Source organism: Actinomadura luzonensis, assembly GCF_022664455.2.
Taxonomy (GTDB): Bacteria; Actinomycetota; Actinomycetes; order Streptosporangiales; family Streptosporangiaceae; genus Nonomuraea; species Nonomuraea luzonensis.
Window position 1 is genome coordinate 2,738,439 of record NZ_JAKRKC020000001.1, and the last position, 20,167, is coordinate 2,758,605.

The 20,167-nt window shown below is 69.4% G+C and carries 19 protein-coding genes, 1 tRNA gene, 1 pseudogene and 1 CRISPR repeat array; of the genes and pseudogenes, 10 read left to right on the top strand and 11 right to left on the bottom strand.

Going from position 1 to position 20,167, the window contains the following annotated elements; translation table 11 throughout:
- Nucleotides 1-87: 87 nt before the first annotated feature.
- The 8 genes and pseudogenes from MF672_RS51335 (at nucleotide 88) to MF672_RS13260 (ending at nucleotide 10,076) form a co-directional block, all read left to right on the top strand.
- Nucleotides 88-1,299, top strand: a complete 1,212-nt coding sequence (locus MF672_RS51335; RefSeq protein ID WP_302893201.1) for a 4Fe-4S binding protein — start codon at nucleotides 88-90, stop codon at nucleotides 1,297-1,299.
- On the top strand, nucleotides 1,296-1,913 hold the full coding sequence (locus MF672_RS13230) for an NADH-quinone oxidoreductase subunit J family protein (protein ID WP_242378536.1): 618 nt from the start codon (nucleotides 1,296-1,298) through the stop codon (nucleotides 1,911-1,913). Before MF672_RS51335 ends, MF672_RS13230 begins: the two co-directional genes overlap by 4 nt.
- Nucleotides 1,913-2,194 (top strand): annotated as a pseudogene (nuoK, locus tag MF672_RS13235) (NADH-quinone oxidoreductase subunit NuoK); the annotation flags it as partial. The gene MF672_RS13230 and the pseudogene nuoK, both read left to right, overlap by 1 nt.
- Nucleotides 2,195-2,565: 371 nt before the next feature.
- Nucleotides 2,566-4,482: an NADH-quinone oxidoreductase subunit 5 family protein gene (locus MF672_RS13240; RefSeq protein ID WP_242378534.1), complete on the top strand. Its 1,917-nt coding sequence runs from the start codon at nucleotides 2,566-2,568 to the stop codon at nucleotides 4,480-4,482.
- Nucleotides 4,483-4,487: 5 nt separating this feature from the next.
- Nucleotides 4,488-6,140, top strand: coding sequence for a complex I subunit 4 family protein (locus tag MF672_RS13245; protein ID WP_242378587.1), 1,653 nt, complete (start codon nucleotides 4,488-4,490; stop codon nucleotides 6,138-6,140).
- Nucleotides 6,137-7,630, top strand: a complete 1,494-nt coding sequence (locus MF672_RS13250; protein ID WP_242378532.1) for an NADH-quinone oxidoreductase subunit N — start codon at nucleotides 6,137-6,139, stop codon at nucleotides 7,628-7,630. Before MF672_RS13245 ends, MF672_RS13250 begins: the two co-directional genes overlap by 4 nt.
- 104 nt (nucleotides 7,631-7,734) lie before the next feature.
- Nucleotides 7,735-8,586: a zinc metalloprotease HtpX gene (htpX, locus tag MF672_RS13255; RefSeq protein ID WP_242378530.1), complete on the top strand. Its 852-nt coding sequence runs from the start codon at nucleotides 7,735-7,737 to the stop codon at nucleotides 8,584-8,586.
- A gap of 35 nt (nucleotides 8,587-8,621) precedes the next feature.
- The gene (locus MF672_RS13260; RefSeq protein ID WP_242378527.1) at nucleotides 8,622-10,076 is read left to right on the top strand and encodes a hypothetical protein; all 1,455 of its coding nucleotides are present in this window, start codon (nucleotides 8,622-8,624) and stop codon (nucleotides 10,074-10,076) included.
- Here MF672_RS13260 and MF672_RS13265 read toward each other — a convergent pair.
- Complete coding sequence (locus tag MF672_RS13265) at nucleotides 10,051-10,524, bottom strand: NUDIX hydrolase (RefSeq protein ID WP_242378525.1); 474 nt, start codon at nucleotides 10,522-10,524, stop codon at nucleotides 10,051-10,053. The genes MF672_RS13260 and MF672_RS13265 overlap by 26 nt on opposite strands.
- Nucleotides 10,525-10,819: 295 nt before the next feature.
- A complete protein-coding gene (locus MF672_RS13270) occupies nucleotides 10,820-11,326 on the bottom strand; it encodes a YajQ family cyclic di-GMP-binding protein (protein ID WP_242378523.1) in 507 nt (168 codons plus the stop codon).
- A 359-nt stretch (nucleotides 11,327-11,685) separates the two neighbouring features.
- On the opposite strand from MF672_RS13270, the gene MF672_RS13275 reads away from it, so the two are divergent.
- A tRNA-Tyr gene (locus MF672_RS13275) sits at nucleotides 11,686-11,767 on the top strand.
- Nucleotides 11,768-12,039: 272 nt separating this feature from the next.
- Nucleotides 12,040-12,372: direct repeats of the CRISPR family, unit length 29 nt; unit sequence CGGGTCACCCCCACGGGCGTGGGGAGGAG.
- A gap of 180 nt (nucleotides 12,373-12,552) precedes the next feature.
- Here MF672_RS13275 and MF672_RS13280 read toward each other — a convergent pair.
- Nucleotides 12,553-13,392: a tyrosine-type recombinase/integrase gene (locus tag MF672_RS13280; RefSeq protein WP_242378520.1), complete on the bottom strand. Its 840-nt coding sequence runs from the start codon at nucleotides 13,390-13,392 to the stop codon at nucleotides 12,553-12,555.
- Nucleotides 13,393-13,632: 240 nt separating this feature from the next.
- A complete protein-coding gene (locus tag MF672_RS13285; protein WP_242378518.1) occupies nucleotides 13,633-13,905 on the bottom strand; it encodes a hypothetical protein in 273 nt (90 codons plus the stop codon).
- Nucleotides 13,906-14,043: 138 nt separating this feature from the next.
- Between MF672_RS13285 and MF672_RS13290 the strand changes: the two genes are divergently transcribed.
- Complete coding sequence (locus tag MF672_RS13290; protein ID WP_242378516.1) at nucleotides 14,044-14,499, top strand: GntR family transcriptional regulator; 456 nt, start codon at nucleotides 14,044-14,046, stop codon at nucleotides 14,497-14,499.
- 175 nt (nucleotides 14,500-14,674) lie between these two features.
- Here the strand turns inward: MF672_RS13290 and MF672_RS13295 are convergent, their stop codons facing one another.
- The 7 genes from MF672_RS13295 to cas2e all read right to left on the bottom strand — a co-directional run bounded on the left by MF672_RS13295 (nucleotide 14,675) and on the right by cas2e (nucleotide 20,164).
- Nucleotides 14,675-14,977 (bottom strand): hypothetical protein, encoded by a 303-nt coding sequence (locus MF672_RS13295; protein ID WP_242378514.1) that lies wholly within the window; start codon nucleotides 14,975-14,977, stop codon nucleotides 14,675-14,677.
- A 2-nt stretch (nucleotides 14,978-14,979) separates the two neighbouring features.
- Nucleotides 14,980-15,543 carry a hypothetical protein gene (locus MF672_RS13300; protein ID WP_242378513.1) on the bottom strand — a complete coding sequence of 188 codons (564 nt, stop codon included), beginning with the start codon at nucleotides 15,541-15,543 and terminating at the stop codon, nucleotides 14,980-14,982.
- Nucleotides 15,540-16,202: a hypothetical protein gene (locus MF672_RS13305; protein WP_247815235.1), complete on the bottom strand. Its 663-nt coding sequence runs from the start codon at nucleotides 16,200-16,202 to the stop codon at nucleotides 15,540-15,542. Before MF672_RS13305 ends, MF672_RS13300 begins: the two co-directional genes overlap by 4 nt.
- A gap of 167 nt (nucleotides 16,203-16,369) precedes the next feature.
- Nucleotides 16,370-17,737: an IS256 family transposase gene (locus MF672_RS13310; protein WP_247815236.1), complete on the bottom strand. Its 1,368-nt coding sequence runs from the start codon at nucleotides 17,735-17,737 to the stop codon at nucleotides 16,370-16,372.
- A 50-nt stretch (nucleotides 17,738-17,787) separates the two neighbouring features.
- A complete protein-coding gene (locus tag MF672_RS13315) occupies nucleotides 17,788-19,095 on the bottom strand; it encodes a hypothetical protein (RefSeq protein ID WP_247815237.1) in 1,308 nt (435 codons plus the stop codon).
- On the bottom strand, nucleotides 19,092-19,334 hold the full coding sequence (locus tag MF672_RS13320) for a hypothetical protein (protein WP_242382933.1): 243 nt from the start codon (nucleotides 19,332-19,334) through the stop codon (nucleotides 19,092-19,094). Before MF672_RS13320 ends, MF672_RS13315 begins: the two co-directional genes overlap by 4 nt.
- 500 nt (nucleotides 19,335-19,834) lie before the next feature.
- Nucleotides 19,835-20,164 (bottom strand): type I-E CRISPR-associated endoribonuclease Cas2e, encoded by a 330-nt coding sequence (cas2e, locus tag MF672_RS13325; protein ID WP_242382935.1) that lies wholly within the window; start codon nucleotides 20,162-20,164, stop codon nucleotides 19,835-19,837.
- Nucleotides 20,165-20,167 lie beyond the last annotated feature (3 nt).

Consider the following 20,167-nt stretch of genomic DNA (forward strand, 5'->3'; position numbering starts at 1 on the left):
CCGCGCCCACTTGCGTCATGATGTTGAACCATGGCGCGGATACCGGGAGTCGGACTGGCGAAGGGGCTGTCCATCACCCTTCGCCACATGCTGCGCAAATCGGTCACGCAGCAGTATCCCGAGGTCAAGCCCGCCCTCCCGCCGCGCAGCCGGGGCGTTATCGCCCTGGTTGAGGAGAACTGCACCTCCTGCATGCTCTGCGCCCGCGAATGTCCCGACTGGTGCATCTACATCGACTCCCACAAGGAGACCGTCCCGGCCCCGGAAGGCGGCCGTCCCCGCCAGCGCAACGTCCTCGACCGCTTCGCCATCGACTTCGCCCTGTGCATGTACTGCGGCATCTGCATCGAGGTCTGCCCCTTCGACGCGCTGTTCTGGTCCCCTGAGTTCGAGTACGCCGAGGGCGACATCCGCAACCTCCTCCACGAGAAGGACCGGCTGTCCGCCTGGGTGCAGACGGTCCCGCCGCCGCCCGCCCACGACCCGGGCGCCGAGCCGCCCAAGGAGCTCACCGCCGCTCCCCGCCGCCCGGCGTCCCGAGCCGGGACAGCCGCCCCTGCCGGCGCCGGGAGCGAGCGCCCCGCCCGCGCCCCCCGGCCCGCGACCGACCGTCCCACCAGGGAGTCTCGCACCTCGCAGCCCGCCCCCACCTCGGCTTCCGACGCCTCCACGACCGGCACAACGGGCCCGCGCCCCCTCGCCACGCCCGAGTCGTCCACAGTGCCCGAGTCGTCCACAGCGCCAGAACCGGGTGCCGAGGTTGAGCCGCACACCGGATCGGCCGTTCCCGAGCCTCCCTCCGACTCCGGCCAGGGCACAGGCCCGGTCGGGGGATCGGGCGCGGGATCGGGCGCGGGATCGGGCGCGTCCGGCCGGCCGCCGCGCGCTCGCCGGGCGACGTCCAACGTCCGTGGCATCCGCCCACCTGGCGCCCTCCCCGCCGCCGACCGCAACCAGGAAGAGGGCGCAGGCGCTGCCGCCCCCTCGGAGCCCCCTCCTCCGGACGCCGCCGCAGAGCCGAGCGTCTCCGAGCCGAGCGTCTCCGAGTCCGCACCCTCCGACGGCGACGGCGACGGGAAGCGTGACCCCGCCGCCTCTCGCGAGCAAGCTTCATCCACAGACGAGCCAACCTCAGAAAAGTTGTCCACAGCTTCGGGCGAGCCGCAATCGGAGGCCGATCCGGAGGTGCAGACTGCTGCCCCGAGTCCTCGCCGGCGGCGGATGGCCGACCCACGGTCCATACGTCCGCCCGGCAGGCTCGGCCCTGACGATCCGAAGGAGCCTGAGGAGGAGTCGTGACCGAGGCGGTGCCCTCCTACCTGTCGCCCACAGGGCAAGAGATCGTCTTCTTGCTCCTGGGCGCGGTAGCGGTTGGATCGGCGCTGCTCGTCGTCACGACCAGGCAACTGGTGCACGCGGCCCTCTGGCTCGTGGTCTGCTTCGGCGCCCTCGCGGGCTGCTATCTCGTGCTGACGGCCGAGTTCGTGGCCTGGGTGCAGGTGCTGATCTACGTGGGCGCGATCGTGGTGCTGCTGCTGTTCGGCATCATGCTCACCCGCGCCCCCATCGGCCGTTCCGACGACCTGAACAGCGGCAACCGCCTCGTCTCCGCCCTGGTCGCGCTCGCGACGGCGGCCGTCCTGGTCACCGTGGTCATCGACGGCTTCCGCGCGGCGTACACACCGCTCAATCCCGGCGAGGGCGCGGCCCGGTCGCTGGGGGCGAGCATCTTCGCGACCTGGGTGCTCCCGTTCGAGGCGCTGTCGGTGCTCCTGCTCGCCGCCCTGATCGGCGCGATCGTCCTGTCCCGTACGGACATTCCCGGCGGCTCGCCGCCGACCGCCACCGACACGCCCGCTCCGGCCGCGACGGACGGCTCCGCCCCACCTGACCAGACGACCGGGGGCCAGTAGTGCACATCGTCTACCCGGCGGTCGTCTCCGCGCTCCTGTTCTCGATCGGCGTCTACGGCGTGCTGGCCAGGCGCAACACGATCCTCGTGCTCATGTCGGTCGAGCTGATGCTCAACGCCGTCAACCTCAACCTGGTGGCGTTCGACGTGTGGCTGGCCGACCGGCTGCACAGCGGGCAGGTCCTCACGCTCTTCGTGATCGTCATCGCGGCGGCCGAGGTCGGGCTGGGCCTGGCGATCATCCTGGCCCTCTACCGCAACCGCCGTACGGTCGACCTCGACCGCCTCCGCGCCCTGGCCGAGCCGCCGGCATCCGTCCCGGAGGCGTTCCAGGGCGCGGGAGGGGCCGACGCGCCGGCCGCAGCCGACGGGGTGACGCGGCACTCAGGCGACGCGCCACGGGCCACGCCCGGTGCCGCGGGAACGCGCACGCCTGCGGAAGAACCGACGATCAGGGCGACGCCCGCGACCGACGATCCGTACGCGACCAACGATCCGTACACGGCCGACGATCCGTACGCGGCCGAGCGGCGCGGGGCGGCCGAGGAGAGCGGGCCCGCCGAAGAGCGTGGGGCGGCCGAGGCCGATCGGGGTCGTGGCGGTGGGCAGACCGTCAGGCGAGAAAGGCGAGAAAGGCGAGAAAGGGGCACGCCATGACGACGTTCCCGCTCCTGGCGGTCCTCCTCCCCTTCGTCGCCGCCTTCGCGGGCCTGCTGCTCTCCCGCCGGCCGCACCGGACGGGACGAACCCTCACGAAGCAGTCGGCGGACAGGCGCGCCAACACCCGGGCCGCCTGGATCGCCATCATCCCGACCACCGCCTCCACCGCCCTCGCGGCCTGGCTCGCCTGGGGCCACGGGTTCGCGTTCCTCACGGGCGACGGCACCACCCCGGCGACGGCCACCGGCCGGACGTACGGCACGCTCACCACCGGCGGCCTCCCGATCTCCCTCACCCTCCAGGCCGACGACCTGTCCGCGATCCTCGGCGTCCTGGTCACCCTCGTGGCCCTCGCCGTCCAGGTCTACTCGGTCGGCTACCTCGCCGACGACCCGCGCTACCCCTCCTACAGCGCGTTCATCAGCCTGTTCACCAGCGCCATGCTCCTGGTCGTGTACGCGGGCGACCTCCTGGTCCTCTACGTCGGCTGGGAGGTCATGGGCCTGTGCTCGTACCTCCTCATCGGCCACTGGTGGGAGGACAGAAGCAACTCGCGGGCCGCCGTGAAGGCGTTCCTGGTGACCCGGCTGGGCGATGTCGGCTTCCTGTTCGGCATCTTCGTCCTGGGCATGGGCGCGGGCAGCTTCCGCATCGCCGACGTCCTGGCCAAGGTGCCCGGGATGTCCACGGGCACGCTGGTGACCGCCACGCTGCTCCTGCTGGCGGGCGTGGCCGGCAAGAGCGCCCAGGTGCCGCTGCACACCTGGCTCCCCGACGCGATGGCCGGCCCGACCCCGATCAGCGCCCTCATCCACGCCGCCACCATGGTCGCCGCGGGCATCTTCATCGTGGCCCGGCTGTTTCCGGCGTTCCGCGCCGCGCCGCCCACGATGGACGTGCTCGCGGTGCTGGCCGCCCTCGGCATGCTCGGCGCCGCCCTCGCCGCCCTCGCTCAGGACGACCTGAAACGGGTCCTCGCCTACTCGACGGTCAGCCAGCTCGCCTACATGGCGGGCGGCCTCGCGGCCGGCTCCGACACCGCGGCGATCTTCCATCTGCTGACGCACGGAGCGTTCAAGGCCCTGCTGTTCCTCTGCGCGGGCGCGGTGATCCACCACGTCGGCTCCAACCTCATGACCCAGATGGGCGGCCTGCGCCGCGAGCTGCCGGTCACGTTCACGGCGATGACGATCGGCCTGGCCGCGCTGATGGGCCTGCCGCCGGCCAGCGGCTTCTTCAGCAAGGACGCGATCCTCGCCGCCATGGACGACGCCGTCGCCACCGGCACGCTCACCGACGCCGCGGCCCTGCTGCTCTACGGCTGCGCGCTCGCCACGGTGGCCGTCACCGGCGCGTACGCCACCCGCGCCTGGCTGCGCACGTTCTTCGGCGAGGCGCGAGTGGTCGCGCTCCCCGAGCCGGAGCCCGGCACGGCCCACGTCGTGGACGTCACCGAGGCCCCGAGGACGATGCTCGTCCCCGTCGTCCTCCTCGCCGCGCCCGCCCTGCTCCTGGGCCTGGCCGGCGGGCTGCACGTGGACCTCGGCGTGGCGACGGCCGGCGTCGTGCTCGCGCTGCTCGGCGCGGGGGCGGTGTACGTGTTCTGGCGCATGGACCCACTGGCCGACCCCGCCCGCCTCCTCGGGCCGCTGCGCACCCCCTGCGAGCAGGCGTTCTATGTCGACCACGCCTACTCCGCGCTGTTCGTCCGGCCGGTCCTGGTCCTCGCCCGGCTGGTGGTCAGGACGGACGACGCGGTCGTGGACGGCGCGGTGCGCGGCTCCGGCAGGTCGGCCCGCGGCCTGGCGGGCGTGCTGCGCCTGGCCCAGAACGGCAACGTCCAGCTCTACGTGAGCGGCCTGCTGGCGGGTGTCCTGTTGATAGCGGTAGGGGCGGTGGTGCTCACATGAGCGGGATGACCGGGATGGGCTGGGTGCCGGTCGCGCTGCTGGCCGTGCCGCTGCTGGGCGCGCTCGGCCTGGTCGTCTTCCCGTATGCCCTCCGCCCGGTGCTCCGCGCGTACGGGCTGGTCCTGTCGGGCGTCACGCTGGCCCTCGCCGCGCTGCTGGTGGTGACGTTCGACCACCGGCGGCCGGCCGGTCCGCAGTTCGAGGTGGACGTGCCCTGGATCCCCGGGCTCGGCCTGCGCTTCCATCTCGGGATCGACGGCATCTCGCTGCCGCTGGTCGCGCTGACGGCGCTGCTGACGTTCCTGTGCTTCGTCTACCTGTCCTGGGGCAGCGCCCGTGCCACCGGCCAGTTCCTGCGGGCCCGGCCGCGGGCGCTGGTGTTCACGCTGCTGGTGCTCGAAGTCGGCATGATCGGCACGTTCCTCGCCCTCGACCTGCTGCTCTTCTTCGTCTTCTTCGAGATCGTGCTCGTCCCGATGTACTTCCTGATCGGCGTCTGGGGCGGCGAGGGGCGGCGGGCGGCGTCGGTCAAGTTCCTGCTGTACACGCTGCTCGGGTCGGTGGTGATGCTGCTCGGGCTGCTGCTGGTCTGGGCGCAGACCGGCACGCTCGACATCGAGGCGCTGGCCGCGGCGCACGGCAGCGGGATGGCCAGGTCGGTGCAGGTCGTGGCGTTCGTGGCGATCGGTGTCGGGCTGGCCGTCAAGACCCCGATGTGGCCGCTGCACACCTGGCTGCCCGACGCCCACACCGAGGCGCCCACGGCGGGCTCGGTGCTGCTCGCGGGCGTGCTGCTCAAGATGGGCACGTACGGCTTCGCCAGGATCGCGATCCCGGTCCTGCCGGAGGGGGCGGTCGCCGTGGCGCCGTGGCTGGGGGCGTTCGCCGTGGTCGGCATCGTGTACGGCGCCCTCGCCTGCCTGGCCCAGCGCGACCTCAAACGCATGATCGCCTACTCCTCGGTCGGCCACATGGGCTTCGTCCTGCTGGGCTTCGCCACCCTCACCCCCACAGGCATCAACGGCGCCCTCTTCGCCAACGTCGCCCACGGGCTGATCACCGGCCTGCTGTTCTTCCTGGCCGGCGCGGTCAGGGAGCGCTACCGCACGGTCGACATGACGGTCCTGGGCGGCGGCCTGCTGGCCACGCTGCCGCGGCTCGGCTCGGTGCTGACGTTCGCCTCGATCGCCTCGCTGGGGCTGCCGGGGCTGGCCGGGTTCTGGGGCGAGATGCTGGCGCTCCTCGGGGCGTTCCGGCCTGCGGACGGGCTGCCGCGCGGGCTGTTCCTGACGTACATGGTGATCGGCGGGCTCGGCGCGGTGCTGACGGCCGCGTACTTCCTGGTCATGCTCTCCCGCGTCACCCACGGCCGGCCCGCGGCCGCCGAGGAGACCCCGTCCGGGTCGGTGGACGACCGGCTCGTCGGCGAGACCCCGGACGAACGCCCGGTCGTCCCCCTCGGCACCGAGGTCGCGCCCGGGGCCGCCGGGCGGACGGCCATCCTGGAGCCCGTCCTCCGCACCGACGACATCCGGCCGTACGAACTGCTCGCCTGGACCCCGCTCGTGGCCCTGATCCTCCTGTTCGGCCTCTGGCCCGGCCTCCTGCTCTCCCTCACCACCCCGGCCGTCCAAGCCCTGCTGGGAGCCGTCTCATGAGCCAGCAGATCGACTACTTCGCGATCGCGCCGCCGCTCGCGCTGGCCGTCACGGCCGCCCTGGCGCTCCTGCTGGACGCGTTCCTGCCGCAGCGCCAGCAGGCCCGCACGACCATGCTGGGCCTGGTCACGCTGGCCGGCGTCCTGACGGCGCTGGGCTTCGTCGTGGCCCAGGCGGTCGCGGGCCGGGAGCTCACCACGTTCTGCGTCCCGCCCGCGATCGACGTCCTGGGCCTGGACCCGTGCTCGTTCGTCGTGGACGGCTTCACCCTGATCTTCGCGGGGCTGGTGCTGGCGGCCTCCGTGGTGATCGTGCTGATGTCGATGACCGAGCTGGCCGGCGGCGCGATCCCGCCGGGGGAGTGGTACTTCCTCCTGCTGTGCACCCTCGTGGGCGCGGTGACCCTGCCCGCCTCCCGCGACCTGATCATGCTGCTGGTGGCGCTCGAACTCGTCTCGCTGCCGGTCTTCGCCCTCACCGCGCTCAAGCGCTACGACGGCCGCGCCTCCGAGGCGGCGGTGAAGCTGTTCGTGGTGTCCGTCGTGTCCACGGCGGTCATGTTGTTCGGCCTGTCGCTCCTGTACGGGATGACGGGCGCGGTCCACCTGTCCGAGCTGGCCGACGCGCTCGGGAAGGGGGCGCGGGCCGAGGCGCCGGTCGTCACGGTCGGCGTCGTGCTGGTGGTGGCCGGGTTCGCCTTCAAGATCGCGGCCGTGCCGTTCCACGCGTGGGCCGCCGACGTCTACCAGGGCGCCCCGGTGCCGGTGGCCGCGTTGTTGTCGGTGGTGTCCAAGGCGAGCGGGTTCGCCGGGCTGATCCTGGTGCTCGTCACGGCACTGCCCGGCCAGGCCGGCACCTGGGGCCCGATCGCCGCGATCGTGTCCGCGCTCACCATGACGGCAGGCAACCTGCTGGCCCTGCGCCAGCGCTCCGCCGTACGCCTGCTGGCCTGGTCCTCGGTCGCCCAGTCCGGCTACATCCTGGCCCCGCTGGCCGTCGCCGGTTCCCCGGCCGCCGCGTCCCGGGCGGTGGGGGCGTCCGTCGCGTACCTCGTCATCTACGCCGCCATGAACCTCGGCGCCTTCACCGTCGTCCTCCTCGTCTCCAGGGCCGCCGGACGCAACGAACTCGACGACTACCGCGGCCTGTCCCACCGCAGCCCCGCGGCGGGCATCGCGCTCGCCTTCTGCCTGGTCTGCCTGGCCGGCCTGCCGCCGGGGCTCGCCGGGCTGTTCGCCAAGGTGTTCGTCTTCCGCGCGATCGTCGAGGGCGGCGCCGGCTGGCTGGCGCTGGTCATGGCGGTCAACACCGTCATCGGCCTGTACTACTACGCGGTGTGGGCCGCCCGGCTGTTCACCCCGGCCGCCCCGCGCACGCTGGCCGCGCACCGCGCTCCTGCCGCGCTCTGGCCCGCGATGGGCCTGTCCGTGACGGTGGCGATCGTGTTCTCGTTCGCGCCGCAGCTCGTCCTCGACCTGGCGTCGTTGTGACGGACGGGCAGGTCGCGCTCCGCCCCCGGCTGAGCACTCCGGGGAACGAAGAGCCGGGTCGTCTTCGTTGGACGTGGTGAACCCAGAGCACGAAGGGGGGAACCTTGCACCACAACGGTCTGCGCACAGCCGTCCTGCTGGGCGGCATGTCGGCGCTGATCCTGCTGGTGGGCGCGTGGTTGGGCGGGGGCACCGGCGTCCGCATCGCGTTCGTTCTCGCCCTTGCGGGCAACGGCTTCGCCTACTTCTTCTCCGACCGGATCGCGCTGTCGGCCATGCGGGCCAGGCCGGTCAGCGAGGTCGAGCACCCCACGCTCTACCGGATCGTCCGCGAGCTGTCCACGCAGGCCAGGCAGCCGATGCCGCGGCTGTACATCTCGCCGACGGTGCAGCCGAACGCGTTCGCGACCGGGCGGAGCCCGCGGCAGGCGGCGGTGTGCGTCACGTACGGGCTGACCCAGCTGCTCGACGAGGCCGAGCTGCGCGGCGTGATCGGGCACGAGCTGTCGCACGTGTACAACCGGGACATCCTCGTCTCGTCCGTGGCCGGCGCGCTGGCCACGATGATCACCTGGCTCAGCTACATCGCGGTCTTCTTCGGCGGCTCCGACGACGACGAGGGGCCCGGCTTCCTGGGGGCGTTGCTCATGATGGTGCTCGGCCCGGTGGCGGCCGGCATGGTGCAGATGGCGATCTCCCGCACCCGCGAGTTCCAGGCGGACGAATCGGGCGCCCGGCTCACCGGCGACCCGCTCGCGCTCGCCTCGGCCCTCCGCAAGATCGAGCTGGGCGCGCGCCGGCTGCCGCTGCCCGAGAACAGCCGGCTGACCTCCGCGTCCCACATGATGATCGCCAACCCGTTCGCCGGCTCCGGCATCGGCCGCCTGTTCTCCACGCATCCGCCCACGTCCGAGCGGGTGGCCCGGCTGGAGCGCATGGCCGGCTACCGCCGCTGATGGCCCCCTTCCGATTAACCGAAGCCGAGCGGAAGGTGTGGAACGCCTTCCCGGCAGGCCAGTTCGTCGACCTCGGCCCGGTGACGCCCAGCAGGCCCGGCTCCGGCGCCGGCGACAACGCCCCCAAGGACGGCGACACCTGGGGCCCCGAACGGACGGTACGGGCCAAGGTCATCGCGTCCCTGCTGCTCGGCGCCAGGGAGGCGGGCGGCGGCTCGGTCCCGGCGGTGCGCCTGCGCGGCGCCCGCATCACCGGGCAGCTCACGCTCGTCGGGGGGACGGTTCCGTACGAACTGGTCATGAGCGGCTGCCACCTGGAGCAACCCGTCCAGCTCACCGGCGCCACCACCCGCACCATCCGGCTGACCGACTGCGCCCTGCCCGGCCTCAGCGGCGGCGGCCTGCGCGTCGCCGGCCACGTCAGCCTGTCCGGCTCGAACATCACCGGCACCGTCCGGGTCGCCAGAGCCGTGTTCGAGAGCGGCCTGTGGCTCGGCGGCACCAAGATCGTGAGCGACGACGGCGAGTGGGCCCTGTACGCCAACGCCACGGTCGTCGACTCCGGCCTCTTCCTCCGCAACGCCGACTGCGAGGGCGGCGTCAGCCTGGTCGGCGCCCGCCTGAACGGCGGCTGCTTCATGGAGGGCGCCACCCTCCGCAACCCGGGCAAGGACGCCCTGACCGCCGACAACGTCGTGGTCGAGGACGTCATGCGCCTCACCGACGGATTCCGGGCGGAAGGCTGCATCCGGCTGCGCGGCGCCCGCATCAACGGCAGGTTCGCCCTGCGCGGCACCGTGACCAGCCCCGACACCCGCTACGCCCTCCACATGAGCTACACCGAGATCCGCGAGGCGTCCCTGCTGCCCGCCGCGCCCATCGACGGCGTCGTCACCCTCGCGCACAGCAAGCTCGGCACCCTGCACGACGACCCCGACACCTGGCCCGCCAAGCTCCGCCTCAACGGCCTCACCTACGAACGGCTGCGCGGCCACGGCGTCGTCCGCCGGATCGAGTGGGTCACCCGCGACCCGGAGGGCTTCCGGCCGCAACCGTACGAGCAGCTCGCCGCCTGGTATCTGGGCGACGGCAACGACGCGCTGGCCCGCCGCGCCCAGCTCGCCAAGCTGCGCGCGCGCCGGCAGACGCAGGGGGTGGGCGGGCGCGTCTGGGGGCGCCTGCTCGACGTCGCGGTCGGGTACGGCTACCGGCCGTGGCTGGCGGGCATGTGGTTCGCGCTGCTGCTGGCGATCGGCACGGCCGTCTTCGCCGCCGTCCCGCCCCGAGCCCTCAAACCCGACGAAAGCCCCCACTTCAACGCGTTCGCGTACGCCTTCGACCTGCTGCTGCCGCTGCCGGCCTTCGGCCAGCGGGAGGCGTTCGACCCGATGGGGTGGACGCAGTGGCTGGCGTACGGGCTGATCGTCGCGGGCTGGATCCTCGCGACGGCGCTGGTCGCGGGCGCTACCCGCGTTCTCCGCCCGCAGTGATCTTGCGCAGGATGCCCGCCAGGTCCTCCGGGAAGTACGGCTCCTCGGTGCTCTCCAGCTCCTCCAGGCTCCACCACCGGAAGGCGAGCGTGGTGTCCTTCTCGATCTGCTCCATGTGCTCGAACGACACGGACGCCGTCTCGCCCACCCGGACCGCGTAGAACGTCTGGTCCTGCGTGATCGCGTACTCGCCCCACTCGAACGTGACCGTGACGGTGCCGTACGGGCCGCTGAACTCGTCGGCGTGGGCCCGGATGCCGACCTCCTCGAACAGCTCCCGCGCCGCCGCCTCGACCAGCGTCTCCCCGTCCTCCATGGCTCCGCCCACGGTGAACCAGAACGGCCGGTCGGGCCGAACGGGATCGATGCCGTGCAACAGGAGCACCCGATCCTGGTCGTCGAGGGGCAGGGCACGTGCCGTGAACCGGCGCAGAGGGATCTTCGTCACATTGTCGAGCTTACGGCGACGCTTTGCCCTTCCGGGCGAACGTCCAGGAAAAGGCACATGGCCGCCATCACCGCCCAAACCGCGACCACATGCCTCAACCCCGCCCGGAACCGCCCGGACCCGGACTGGAACCTCAACCGGCGCGCCCCACCTACCTCCGCACACCTCTACGCCTGCGTTGGCGAGCCGGTGACATCGGTGACCCACGACCTCCGCGACCCCCACGACCGCACGCCACGCCGGCCGCCACCGCCAAACAGACCCGAGCCCGCGCGAACAGCGACCCGACGCCTACCTACCGGTAATTCACGAACTGCAGCGCGATGTCCAGATCCTTACCCTTGAGCAGCGCGATGACGTCCTGCAGATCATCCTTCTTCTTGGAGCTGACCCGAAGCTCCTCGCCCTGGATCTGCGCCTTGATCCCCTTGGGCCCTTCGTCGCGAATCAGCTTCGAAATCTTCTTCGCGTTCTCCTGATCGATGCCCTCCTTGAGCCCGACCATCATCCGGTACTCCTTGCCGGACAGCTTCGGCTCCCCAGCATCGATGATCTTCAGCGAGAGCCCGCGCTTGACGATCTTCTCCTTGAAGACGTCCAGCGCCGCGTTGGCCCGCTCCTCGCTGTTCGCCTTGATCTCGATGTTGTTCTGCCCCGACCCGGACCAGCTGATGCTCGCCCCGGTGCCCTTGAAGTCGAACCGGTGCCCGATCTCCTTGACCGTCTGGTTCAGCGCGTTGTCGACCTCCTGCCGGTCGATCTTGCTGACGATGTCGAACGACGAATCAGCCACAACACCCACCCTCTCCACTGCTCCACTACGAAGTCCTCCGCCGGGCCCGCCCACCGCCCGAGCGCGCCGCCGCGTCCGGCGCCCCGGACCACTTCACCACTCCGGCACACCGACGACCCCGACACGCCCGAACGTACGGACCCAGCGAACGAGCCTAGCCAGCATCGCCGCCACATGCAGGCCGCCGCCCCCCTACCCCGATCATCCCGTCCGCCCCGCCTTCCCCCCAATCACACCTTTCACCCCCGTCCACCCACCCGCGCCCCCTCCACACCCCGCCGACAGATCCCGCCACGGGACAAACCGGTGTCACGTACACCTCCGAAGTCCGCTATCCTTCTGTGTGTCGCCGCGAGAGCGGAAGACAAGGCAGGTTGCCCGAGTGGCCAAAGGGAGCGGTCTGTAAAACCGTCGGCTCAGCCTACGCAAGTTCGAACCTTGCACCTGCCACACCAACGGGGAAGAGGCCCGTCACCAGCGGAAACGCGGTGACGGGCCTCTCGCTTTGTATCCGGCTGTCCACGGCCAGCACCGGCGCCCTACGGTTGATCGTTCCCAATGCGTTCCCATTCGATCAAGCCTTCAGAACGCCGGGTGATTCGTAAGCCGACGACGACCCCCTACACGAGCGCGGAGAGAAGAGCCGGGAACGTACGGTCGCTGAAGACCCAATGAGTTCCCCCACGAGCGCGGAAACCCCAGCGCCGCACCTACCCGCACCGCGGGTCACCCCCACTTGCTTGGGGAGGAGGGCCGTGCAAGGCCCTCGCGCTTCGCGCGACCCGGGTCACCCCCACGGGCGTGGGGAGGAGGCTGCTCGACCCCGTCCGGTCCGTAGCCGACCGGGTCACCCCCACGGGCGTGGGGAGGAGGTCCAGCACGTCCTGCTGTGCGGGCCGATCACCGGGTCACCCCCACGGGCGTGGGGAGGAGCCGTTGACCAGGTCTGATCCGAGCGACCAGAGCGGGTCACCCCCACGGGCGTGGGGAGGAGGATCGCCTGCTGGCAGCCGAGCTCAAAAGGATCGGGTCACCCCCACGGGCGTGGGGAGGAGACTTCCTGAGCTGGGCGAATATCGGTGGCCTGCGTAAATGTGGATGTCGGGGTTTGTCGTCATTCGAACCGGGGCCGGGAGAGGTGCTGGTGTCATTGAGTTGCTTCCCAGATTCGACGCATGGCGTCCCGTTGCTGACCGTAGATGCACTTGGCGTAGACCCGCAAGAGAACGTCAACGCTATGCCCTGCCCACTCGGCGACCTGAGGTGCGGGTACTCCGGCGTTGAGCCATGTGGATACGCAGGCGTGCCGGAGGGAGTAGGGAACCTCCATGAGAGGGGGACTTGGCCTCCGCGGAGGTGAAGGCCTGCGTTCTGGCTTCGTGAAAGACCTTCAGGTAGGCGCGGTCGGTCATCTGGCCGCCGCGCGGGCCGATGAAAATGCGTCCATCAGGGCCCGTGCCGAACTGCTGCAGGTGCTCGCGGAGCATCGCGCAGAGTTCCGGGTGGATGGGAACGGGCCGGGTCTCGCCTTTGGCTCGGTGCTTGAGTTCGCGACGCTCGCGTACCTTGCCGCTGTCGGTCCAGCGGCTGCCGGCACGAGGTTCGGCGTTGGTGCGCCGCATCTCGCCCCAATCGCCCTCGGGGAGACTGCTCAAGTGCTCCTCCCGTAGGTCCACCACTTCTTCCGGGCCTAGGGCGGCAAAGTACATGCAGCCGAAGAACGCCTTCATCCGCCTGCCGCGCTCACCGTACTTTTCGACGGCGTTGAGGAAGCGGCGTGCCTGGTCGATGTTGATGACCACGCGCGGGTCAATGGTGGTCAGGGCTCGGGGTTTGGACCACTTCACTGCCTTGAGCGGATTGGAGGGAAGGGCGCCGATCTCACAGGCGTACTCCATGGCGTTGTTGAGAACCATGCGCTTGCGGTTCGTGGTGTTCGCGGCGGCCGGCTTGCCGTCCTTGGTCTGGCTGATGCGGGCCAGGATCGCTCGTGTGAGTACGACTCCGGACCCCGGCTCAGTGAGGGCGGTGATGGTCGTGGTGTTCGCGTGCAGCCATTGGATGGCGTCGGCCAAGCCAGGAGGAGGCTGCTCGTTGTCCCGGATCCGACCGCTGTAGGACCAGCGGAGGGCGGCACGCAGCTTCTCGCGTGGCTGGTCATCGCTGGTCAGCAGTGCTTCAGTTGCATCGGTAAGTGCCTCAGCGATACCGCGCCTTGCCCGGCCCATTCGTAGGCGCCGCAGCACGAGGTCTCGGTGATGCGGATGTGGTCCTTGGGCAGGCGTTGGTACGGCTGCCACCGCACCGGTGGTGGTTCAGGAGGCTGGCTCACGGGCCTCGCTCCTTTGGGCGTACTTCTGCAGGTAGCGGTAGACCTTGCGACGGCTCCGCTGCCAGGTGCACTTGTAGGCGAGCTGCATGGGAGTGTCGGCGACCAGCTCCGGGAGTATCCGATAGGCGATCTCACCGCTGGTCGGCTTGGGGAGCGGCCTGGCGCGCCAAGTGCCGTCGGGGTGGCGCCAGACGTAGAACCGCCTGAACGCGCCGCGGAGATCGGGGGCGGACAGCGCTTCGCGGGCAGTCGTCATGTGAGTTTGCGTCCTCCGTCACGATTTTGGATAATTAGGTCTCTTAAAACTCTTCGAGAGAGGCGTTTGCCCACGTTAACGCTAGGGCCTCATGGCCACAAGGGTCATGGCAACATGGCCCTGTGACACTTGTGTGCCGTGATCGACTACAGCTCTGGGGTGCCGGTCTACCGGCAGGTCGCAGCTGCGATCCGCGACGACATCACGGCCGGCCGCTACCGGCCCGGAGCATGGTTGCCCTCGGAGTCCCAGCTCGCACAGATGTACGAGGTCGGCCGCGACACCGTACGCGAGGCCCTGGCCTACCTCCGCGCCGAAGGGCGGATCGCCACGGTGCGCAAGCGGGGGTCGATGGTGGCCACTGAGCCGGCTCGCGAGCCGCACCACATCCCGAGCGGGGCCAGGGTCATTACGCGCATGCCGACGCCGGACGAGCGGCGGGACCTGGCCACGTCAGCGGAGCTTCGGGAGTTCGGTGGCATGCCGGAGGGCGTACCGGTGTTCGAGGTCGTACCGGGGCCGCGGAAGCACCGCAAGGTTCTGCGCGGGGACCACGTGGAACTGATCGTTGAGAACGGGTCAGACGGGGACTGATCGCCGGCGGGCGACGATTGTGCGGGATAGCGCGGCAATGTGCGAACGGTGAAGGAAGAGTCCTGCCGAGCGTTGCCCTTGCCGCCTTACCTGCGCTGCTCCGCCTTAAGAGCGATTTTGCGGATTGTGCGGACGCTCTCTCCCGCACCTTCGACGCGGCGTCGGGGCTGCGGCTTCAGGGCAGCCCGTATCTTTTCCTGATCGTCACCGCTTCTTCCTCGGTCACCTCGGTCGGTGTCCGGCCCAGCGCCGTCTGCAACTCGCCGATGATGCCCTGGCCGGAGGCCCTCACCCGCGCCCGGAACTGGGCAAGCTGGGTGCCGAACAGCTTCGCCGTCGGCCCGGTCCATACGTTTCCGCTCTGGAACTGCTGGAAGGGCGTCTCGATGCCGCGGTCGATCTCCTCGACCATCGGGCCGACCATGCGCAGAACGTTTTGCAGTGCCTCGCGCAGCGGGTTGGACACCATCGTAGCCATGGTCAGTCCTTCGTCCTGCGGGGAGCGTTGGCGTCAGCGATCAGCTTTGGGGCGATCAGCTTCATCAGCGCGATCACATCGGCCGCGTTGTCCCGGCCTTCCACGCCCTTCGACATTCCGATGAACAACTGGGCTTTCCCTTTCACTAGCACGGCGCCGGCCTGAGTCTTCTCGGTTCTCCCGCCTTGGGTGTAGAACCCGATACCGCCCGAGAGGATCTCAGGTAGCGGCTTGCCGCCCGCTTTGAGCTGCGCCTTAACCCAGTCCTCCCCTCCCTCCGGAGTCAGGTCGATGTCCAGCAGCTTCTTCTTGTCGCCCGTGGACTCGAAGACATGGCAACCACCCACGCCCAGGCCATTGCCGAAGTTCAGGTTGAAATAACCGCTCGCGAACGGCTCCCGTACACCTGTCATCAATTCGACGGCGCGAAGCGGAATGTGGTCGCAGATGTAGGGCGGGGCGGCGGTGGTCGGCAGCGGTGTCTTGTCGACGGGCGGCTTCGAGGCGCTTGTGCAAGCGGTCGCCAGAGCCAGGGTCGCGCCGAGGGCAGCGAGCGTTCTTGTCATTTGTGCTCGCTGAATCCGCCCTGGTATGCATCGTTCAGCTTGTCTTTCGCGTCCTTCCATATCGTGCCCTTGTGATCGTCGTCGGCCCACTGCTCATAGGCTTCGAAGTCCGGATGCTGGACGGTGCCCTCAGGCGTCATCTCGGCCAGTGTCATCAGGCTTCCGTCGGGTTTGAGGAAGCTCAAGGAGCGGCGAGTGTCCTTTTTGAAGAGGTTGTGGTCGAACATCGCCTGAGCTACGAGTTGGGTCGCCAGGAACTTCGATCTCGCCTTCGTGGTGTTGGCGTCGTAAGTGGCCTGGTTCGTGTTGACATCGGTGTGAGCGCTATCTTCAAGCAGGCTGTTCCAGGCACCCACGACACCGACTCCAATGGGCCAAGCGCCTTGCTGCGGGATCGCCAGCCCCGAGTTGACCACCATCATGAATTCCTTCATCTTGCGCTCTTGGGCCTCGTCCAACTCCTGGCCTCGGGCTACGGCGGCAAGTCCGGTGGCATCGGTGATCAATCCGAATCCCGCGCCGGTCTCCTTCACGGCGGTCATGAAACGCTCGGCGTCGCCGGTTGCGGCGGTATGGCCGAGAGACCTTTTCGACCAGACGGTTTGGGCGGCCATCAGCGTCCCAACAGTTTCAGGGTCCTCTTCGAAGGCTTCTTTCATCACTGTGCGTATGTCCTCGGTGGCGAACTCGGCACCCCATGGATCGTCGGGTGGCTGGGTGGGATCTCTGACGGTACGAACACCGGTGCTGCCAAGCCCGGAATGCGACTGGTCGCGTCTTCGGAGCGGTGTAAAAGGCTCAACGAGGTAGGTGCCGTGGAGCGATCTTAGGCGGCCACCGTGTCGGGTGTCGACTCGGCCGTCGTGGTGCTGGTCGGGCGAAGCTGGGCGGGCGGGTGGAGCAGGGCACGGCGCAGGTCTTGAAGGATGCGCAGGCCCTTGCTGGTCATGGCGAAGCCGCGCCAGCCTCGCGCGGCCCGGTCCAGCACCGCCCACACGAGGGAGACGCAGGAGGTCTCGCCGGGGAAGCGGCCGATGACCTTGACGCGGCGGCGGGTCTCCCCGAAGGTGCGCTCGATGAAGTTGGAGTGGCGGATGCGTTTGTGGTGCTCGGGCGGGAAGCGCAGGTAGGTGGTCAGGCTCTGCCGGTCGGTCAGCAGGCTCTTGACCGCGGCCGGGTAGCGTCCGCCCCAGGTCTCGGCGAAGGCGTCGATGCGGGCCTGTACCCAGGCCACCAGGGCCGGGCCGGGCTCGATCTCCGTGCCGTCGTTGTTCAGGCTGCTGGTGTCGAAGATGTTCCAGAAGGCGGCCTTGACCTCGGCCTGGTCGCCGGCGCTGACCTTCGACAGGACGTTGCGGCATTTGTGGATCACACAGCGCTGGCGCAGCGAGCGGGGAAATGCCTGCTCGGCAGCGGCGATGAGGCCGGGCGCGCCGTCGGAGATGACCAGGAGCGGCGGACGCAGCCCGCGGATGGCCAGGTCGGTTAGGAAGTCGTGCCAGGCGTCGGTCGACTCGGCCGCGGCGGCCGACAGGCCGATGAAGACGGGTTTGCCCTCGGTGGTGATGCCCCAGGCGGCCAGCACCGGCTCGGCGCGCTGGCCGTCGTGCATCTTGAAGTGGCTGGCGTCCAGGAACAGGTAGTCCAGCTCGATGCCGGTCAGGTCGCGCCGGCTCCAGGCGTCGTACTCGGCGACGATGGCCTGGCAGATGGTCGAGACCGTCGACTTCGACAGTGCTGCCTCGGGGCCGAGGGCATCGGCCAGGGCGCCTTCGACGTCGCGCACGGACAAGCCACGCACGAAGGAGGCGATGACCAGGGTCTCCAGGGCGTTGGTGCGGGTCACGCCGGTGCCGAACAGGCGGGAGGCGAACGCCTCGGTGGTGCCGCGCAGCTTGGGCCGTGCGATGGTGACGGCTCCGGTGGTGGTCTTGATGGTGGTGGGGCAGTGCCCGTTGCGGTGGCCAGGTCGTACCACGGTCTCCTCTTCGCCGCTGCCGGTGACGGCGGCGGCGCGCTGGTAGCGGGCGCGGCCGAGGAAAGCGTCCACCTCGGCCTCGACGGCGGTCTGGATGATCAGGCGGGCGCCGAGCCGGGCGACGTCCTCGATGACCTCGACCAGGTCACGGCCTTCGGCGAACAGGGCGTCGATCTCGGCGCGGATGGCCTGAACGGGCGGTAGTGTGCGTGCCACGAGCGTAGGTCCTTGCGTAGTGCGAACTTTGGACGGTTCAGCACGGCAACCTACGCTCGTTCCCTTTTACACTGCATCTCGGACGCGACCGAATGCGACGCGGCATAAGCGACATCAGGGATGTAGGCGGAGAGGATGAGTGCTGTCGTGCTGGCTGGGACGGCGGACTTGGCGCCCTTAAGGGCTCGCTCGGCCTGCAAACCGACGAATTCCGAGGCCAGCCGGGCGGATAGGAAACCACGAGAGGGATGCTCTGCCGTGCCGTCGCGGTCTCGGAAGATCGTGGTGGCAGCTTCTATCGCACTGCCCACTGCCTTCTTGCCGTCCACCGTGGGGCGTTCAAGAAGATACCGCCTGAGCGCCGTGGGATCCTGGGCGAAGAAGTCCTGGGCGGCGGCGGGATTGTGACCCAGGGCCATCATCATGTCCACGATCGGATCGTCGTGAGGGTCGCGCAGGGCGATTCCGCCTTGAGCGGGGAGTTTACGGTCGTGGGCGTCGATGGCCTTCGCCACCTGCAGAAGGAAGGACGAGTCGAACGAGCCGTGTTTGATCGCCTTCGCCAGCGCTTGGTGGTCCTGCGGCCTCAGGCCGGTGGTGAACTCCTTGCGCCAGTCGGCGTCCAGCCGGGAACTGGCGGTGCCAAGGGCCTTGCTGAGCGCCGTCTGGAGGCGGATGAGCGTCTTGTTGCCCTTCACCGTCTTGGCCATGACGTTCCGGAACGTCGTCGCGCCCAGCGCGTTCATGAGCATCGTGGCGAAAGCGGGATCGCTGATGTGTTTCTCCAGCTCGGCGACGGTCTTCTCGTCAACCTTGCCGGTCTTCGCGGTTTCGGCCAGTTGGGTCGCGGCGGCATAGACGTCGGGGCTGCTGGAGGCCCGGTTGTAGAGGGCTTCGTCGAAGGGGACCATGTCGGCGGCGTCAGCGCCCCAGGTCGTGGTCAAGGACTGGATGGTCTCGTTGCGTTGCCGCAGTTCGGGACGTTTGGAGCTGATCCAGTTGCCCATCTCGCGCAGGGCCGTCAGGGCGGAGGTGTCGAGCTGGAGTTGGGTCAGGGCTTGCCGGATGCGTGGCTCGTGGACGCCGAGCGCGGTTTCGAGCCTGGCAAGGTCACGCTCAAAGTGGTCCATTTCCGAGGGCGTGATGCCGGAGTAATTCCAGTTCGGAGGCTTGGGTGTGAGCGAGGGCTTTGCCGGGTCGGGATCGCCGGTCTTGGCCGGCGGCGGTGTGGGTTGGCCGGGAGGGCGATCGGATGTGGGTAACGGGGTGGGGGTCGGCTCGGCTAAGTCCCCGGGCGGCTGGTCGGACTTGGCCAGCGGCGGTGGGGTCGGGGAAGGATCGGGCACCGGCGGACTCATGACGGGTCTCCAGCACGGAACGGCACGCGAACAGCCGGATTATCGCCGATGCGGGCATGCCTCGTCAGGCGCTCATAACGCAATCGCATGATCGTCGTCCCTGGCATGGTGAAGTGCGCGGTCGCCAGGATGTACGCGAAGCTCGCTCGCAGGGTTCGTTTCTCGAGCGACATGGTCTGAGGCTGATTTGGCGGGCCTTTCAGAAGGTCAGAGAGCGCCCGGCTGACCTCAGTCAGCATCCTTGAGATCCGCGTTCGCGGCTTCTGAGTGGAACACCCACGCCCGTGGGGAGGGCTCGGCCAAGAGTCACGAGATCCTGATCGAGATCGGAACACCCCCGTGTGTGGGGAGAACTGGGCACTCGGCATCCTCATCCACCACGCCGCCGGAGCACCTCCACGTGCGTGGGGAGGACGTGGTCCTCTCGTGGCGGCCCGCGTTGGCCGCCGGAACACCCTTACGTGCGTGGGGGAGGACCGTTGTCAAAGTTGTAGGTGAACGGCTCCTCGCGGAACACCCCCACGTGCGTGGGGAGGACGTCAGGGGACCCGGCCCTGGGCTCGAGGGCGGAGGAACACCCCCACGTGCGTGGGGAGGACATTGCGTGCGCGACCACGGCTTGCTCTGCCGTCGGAACACCCCCACGTGCGTGGGGAGGACGGCCCTCTGCCGTTCGGTGACCGCAAGGGGGCCGGAACACCCCCACGTGCGTGGGGAGGACCCTTCGTGGCCTGCTGTTTCACATGTTCACATGCGTTTCTCCCTGAACAAGCTGCGGCCCAGTGGCAGCGGCGAACTTGATGAGCTGGAGGCCGTCGAAGTCGACCACGTGACGCCGTCGCTGTCCCGATGTCTGCATGGTGAATCCCTGCTCGTTGTCGGCAGGGTGGATCAGCACCGCCATGCCCTCGCCCACGCTCGCGCTGACCGCAGCCCACAGTTCATCGCGGACCCGAGCAGAGACTGTACCCACGAAGAGACCCGGGCACGGTTCTATGAGCCACCGTGACAGCGCTCCACCGACATGATCGGGGACGGCGGTGGTGGAGATGACGATCATCGATGCCATCAG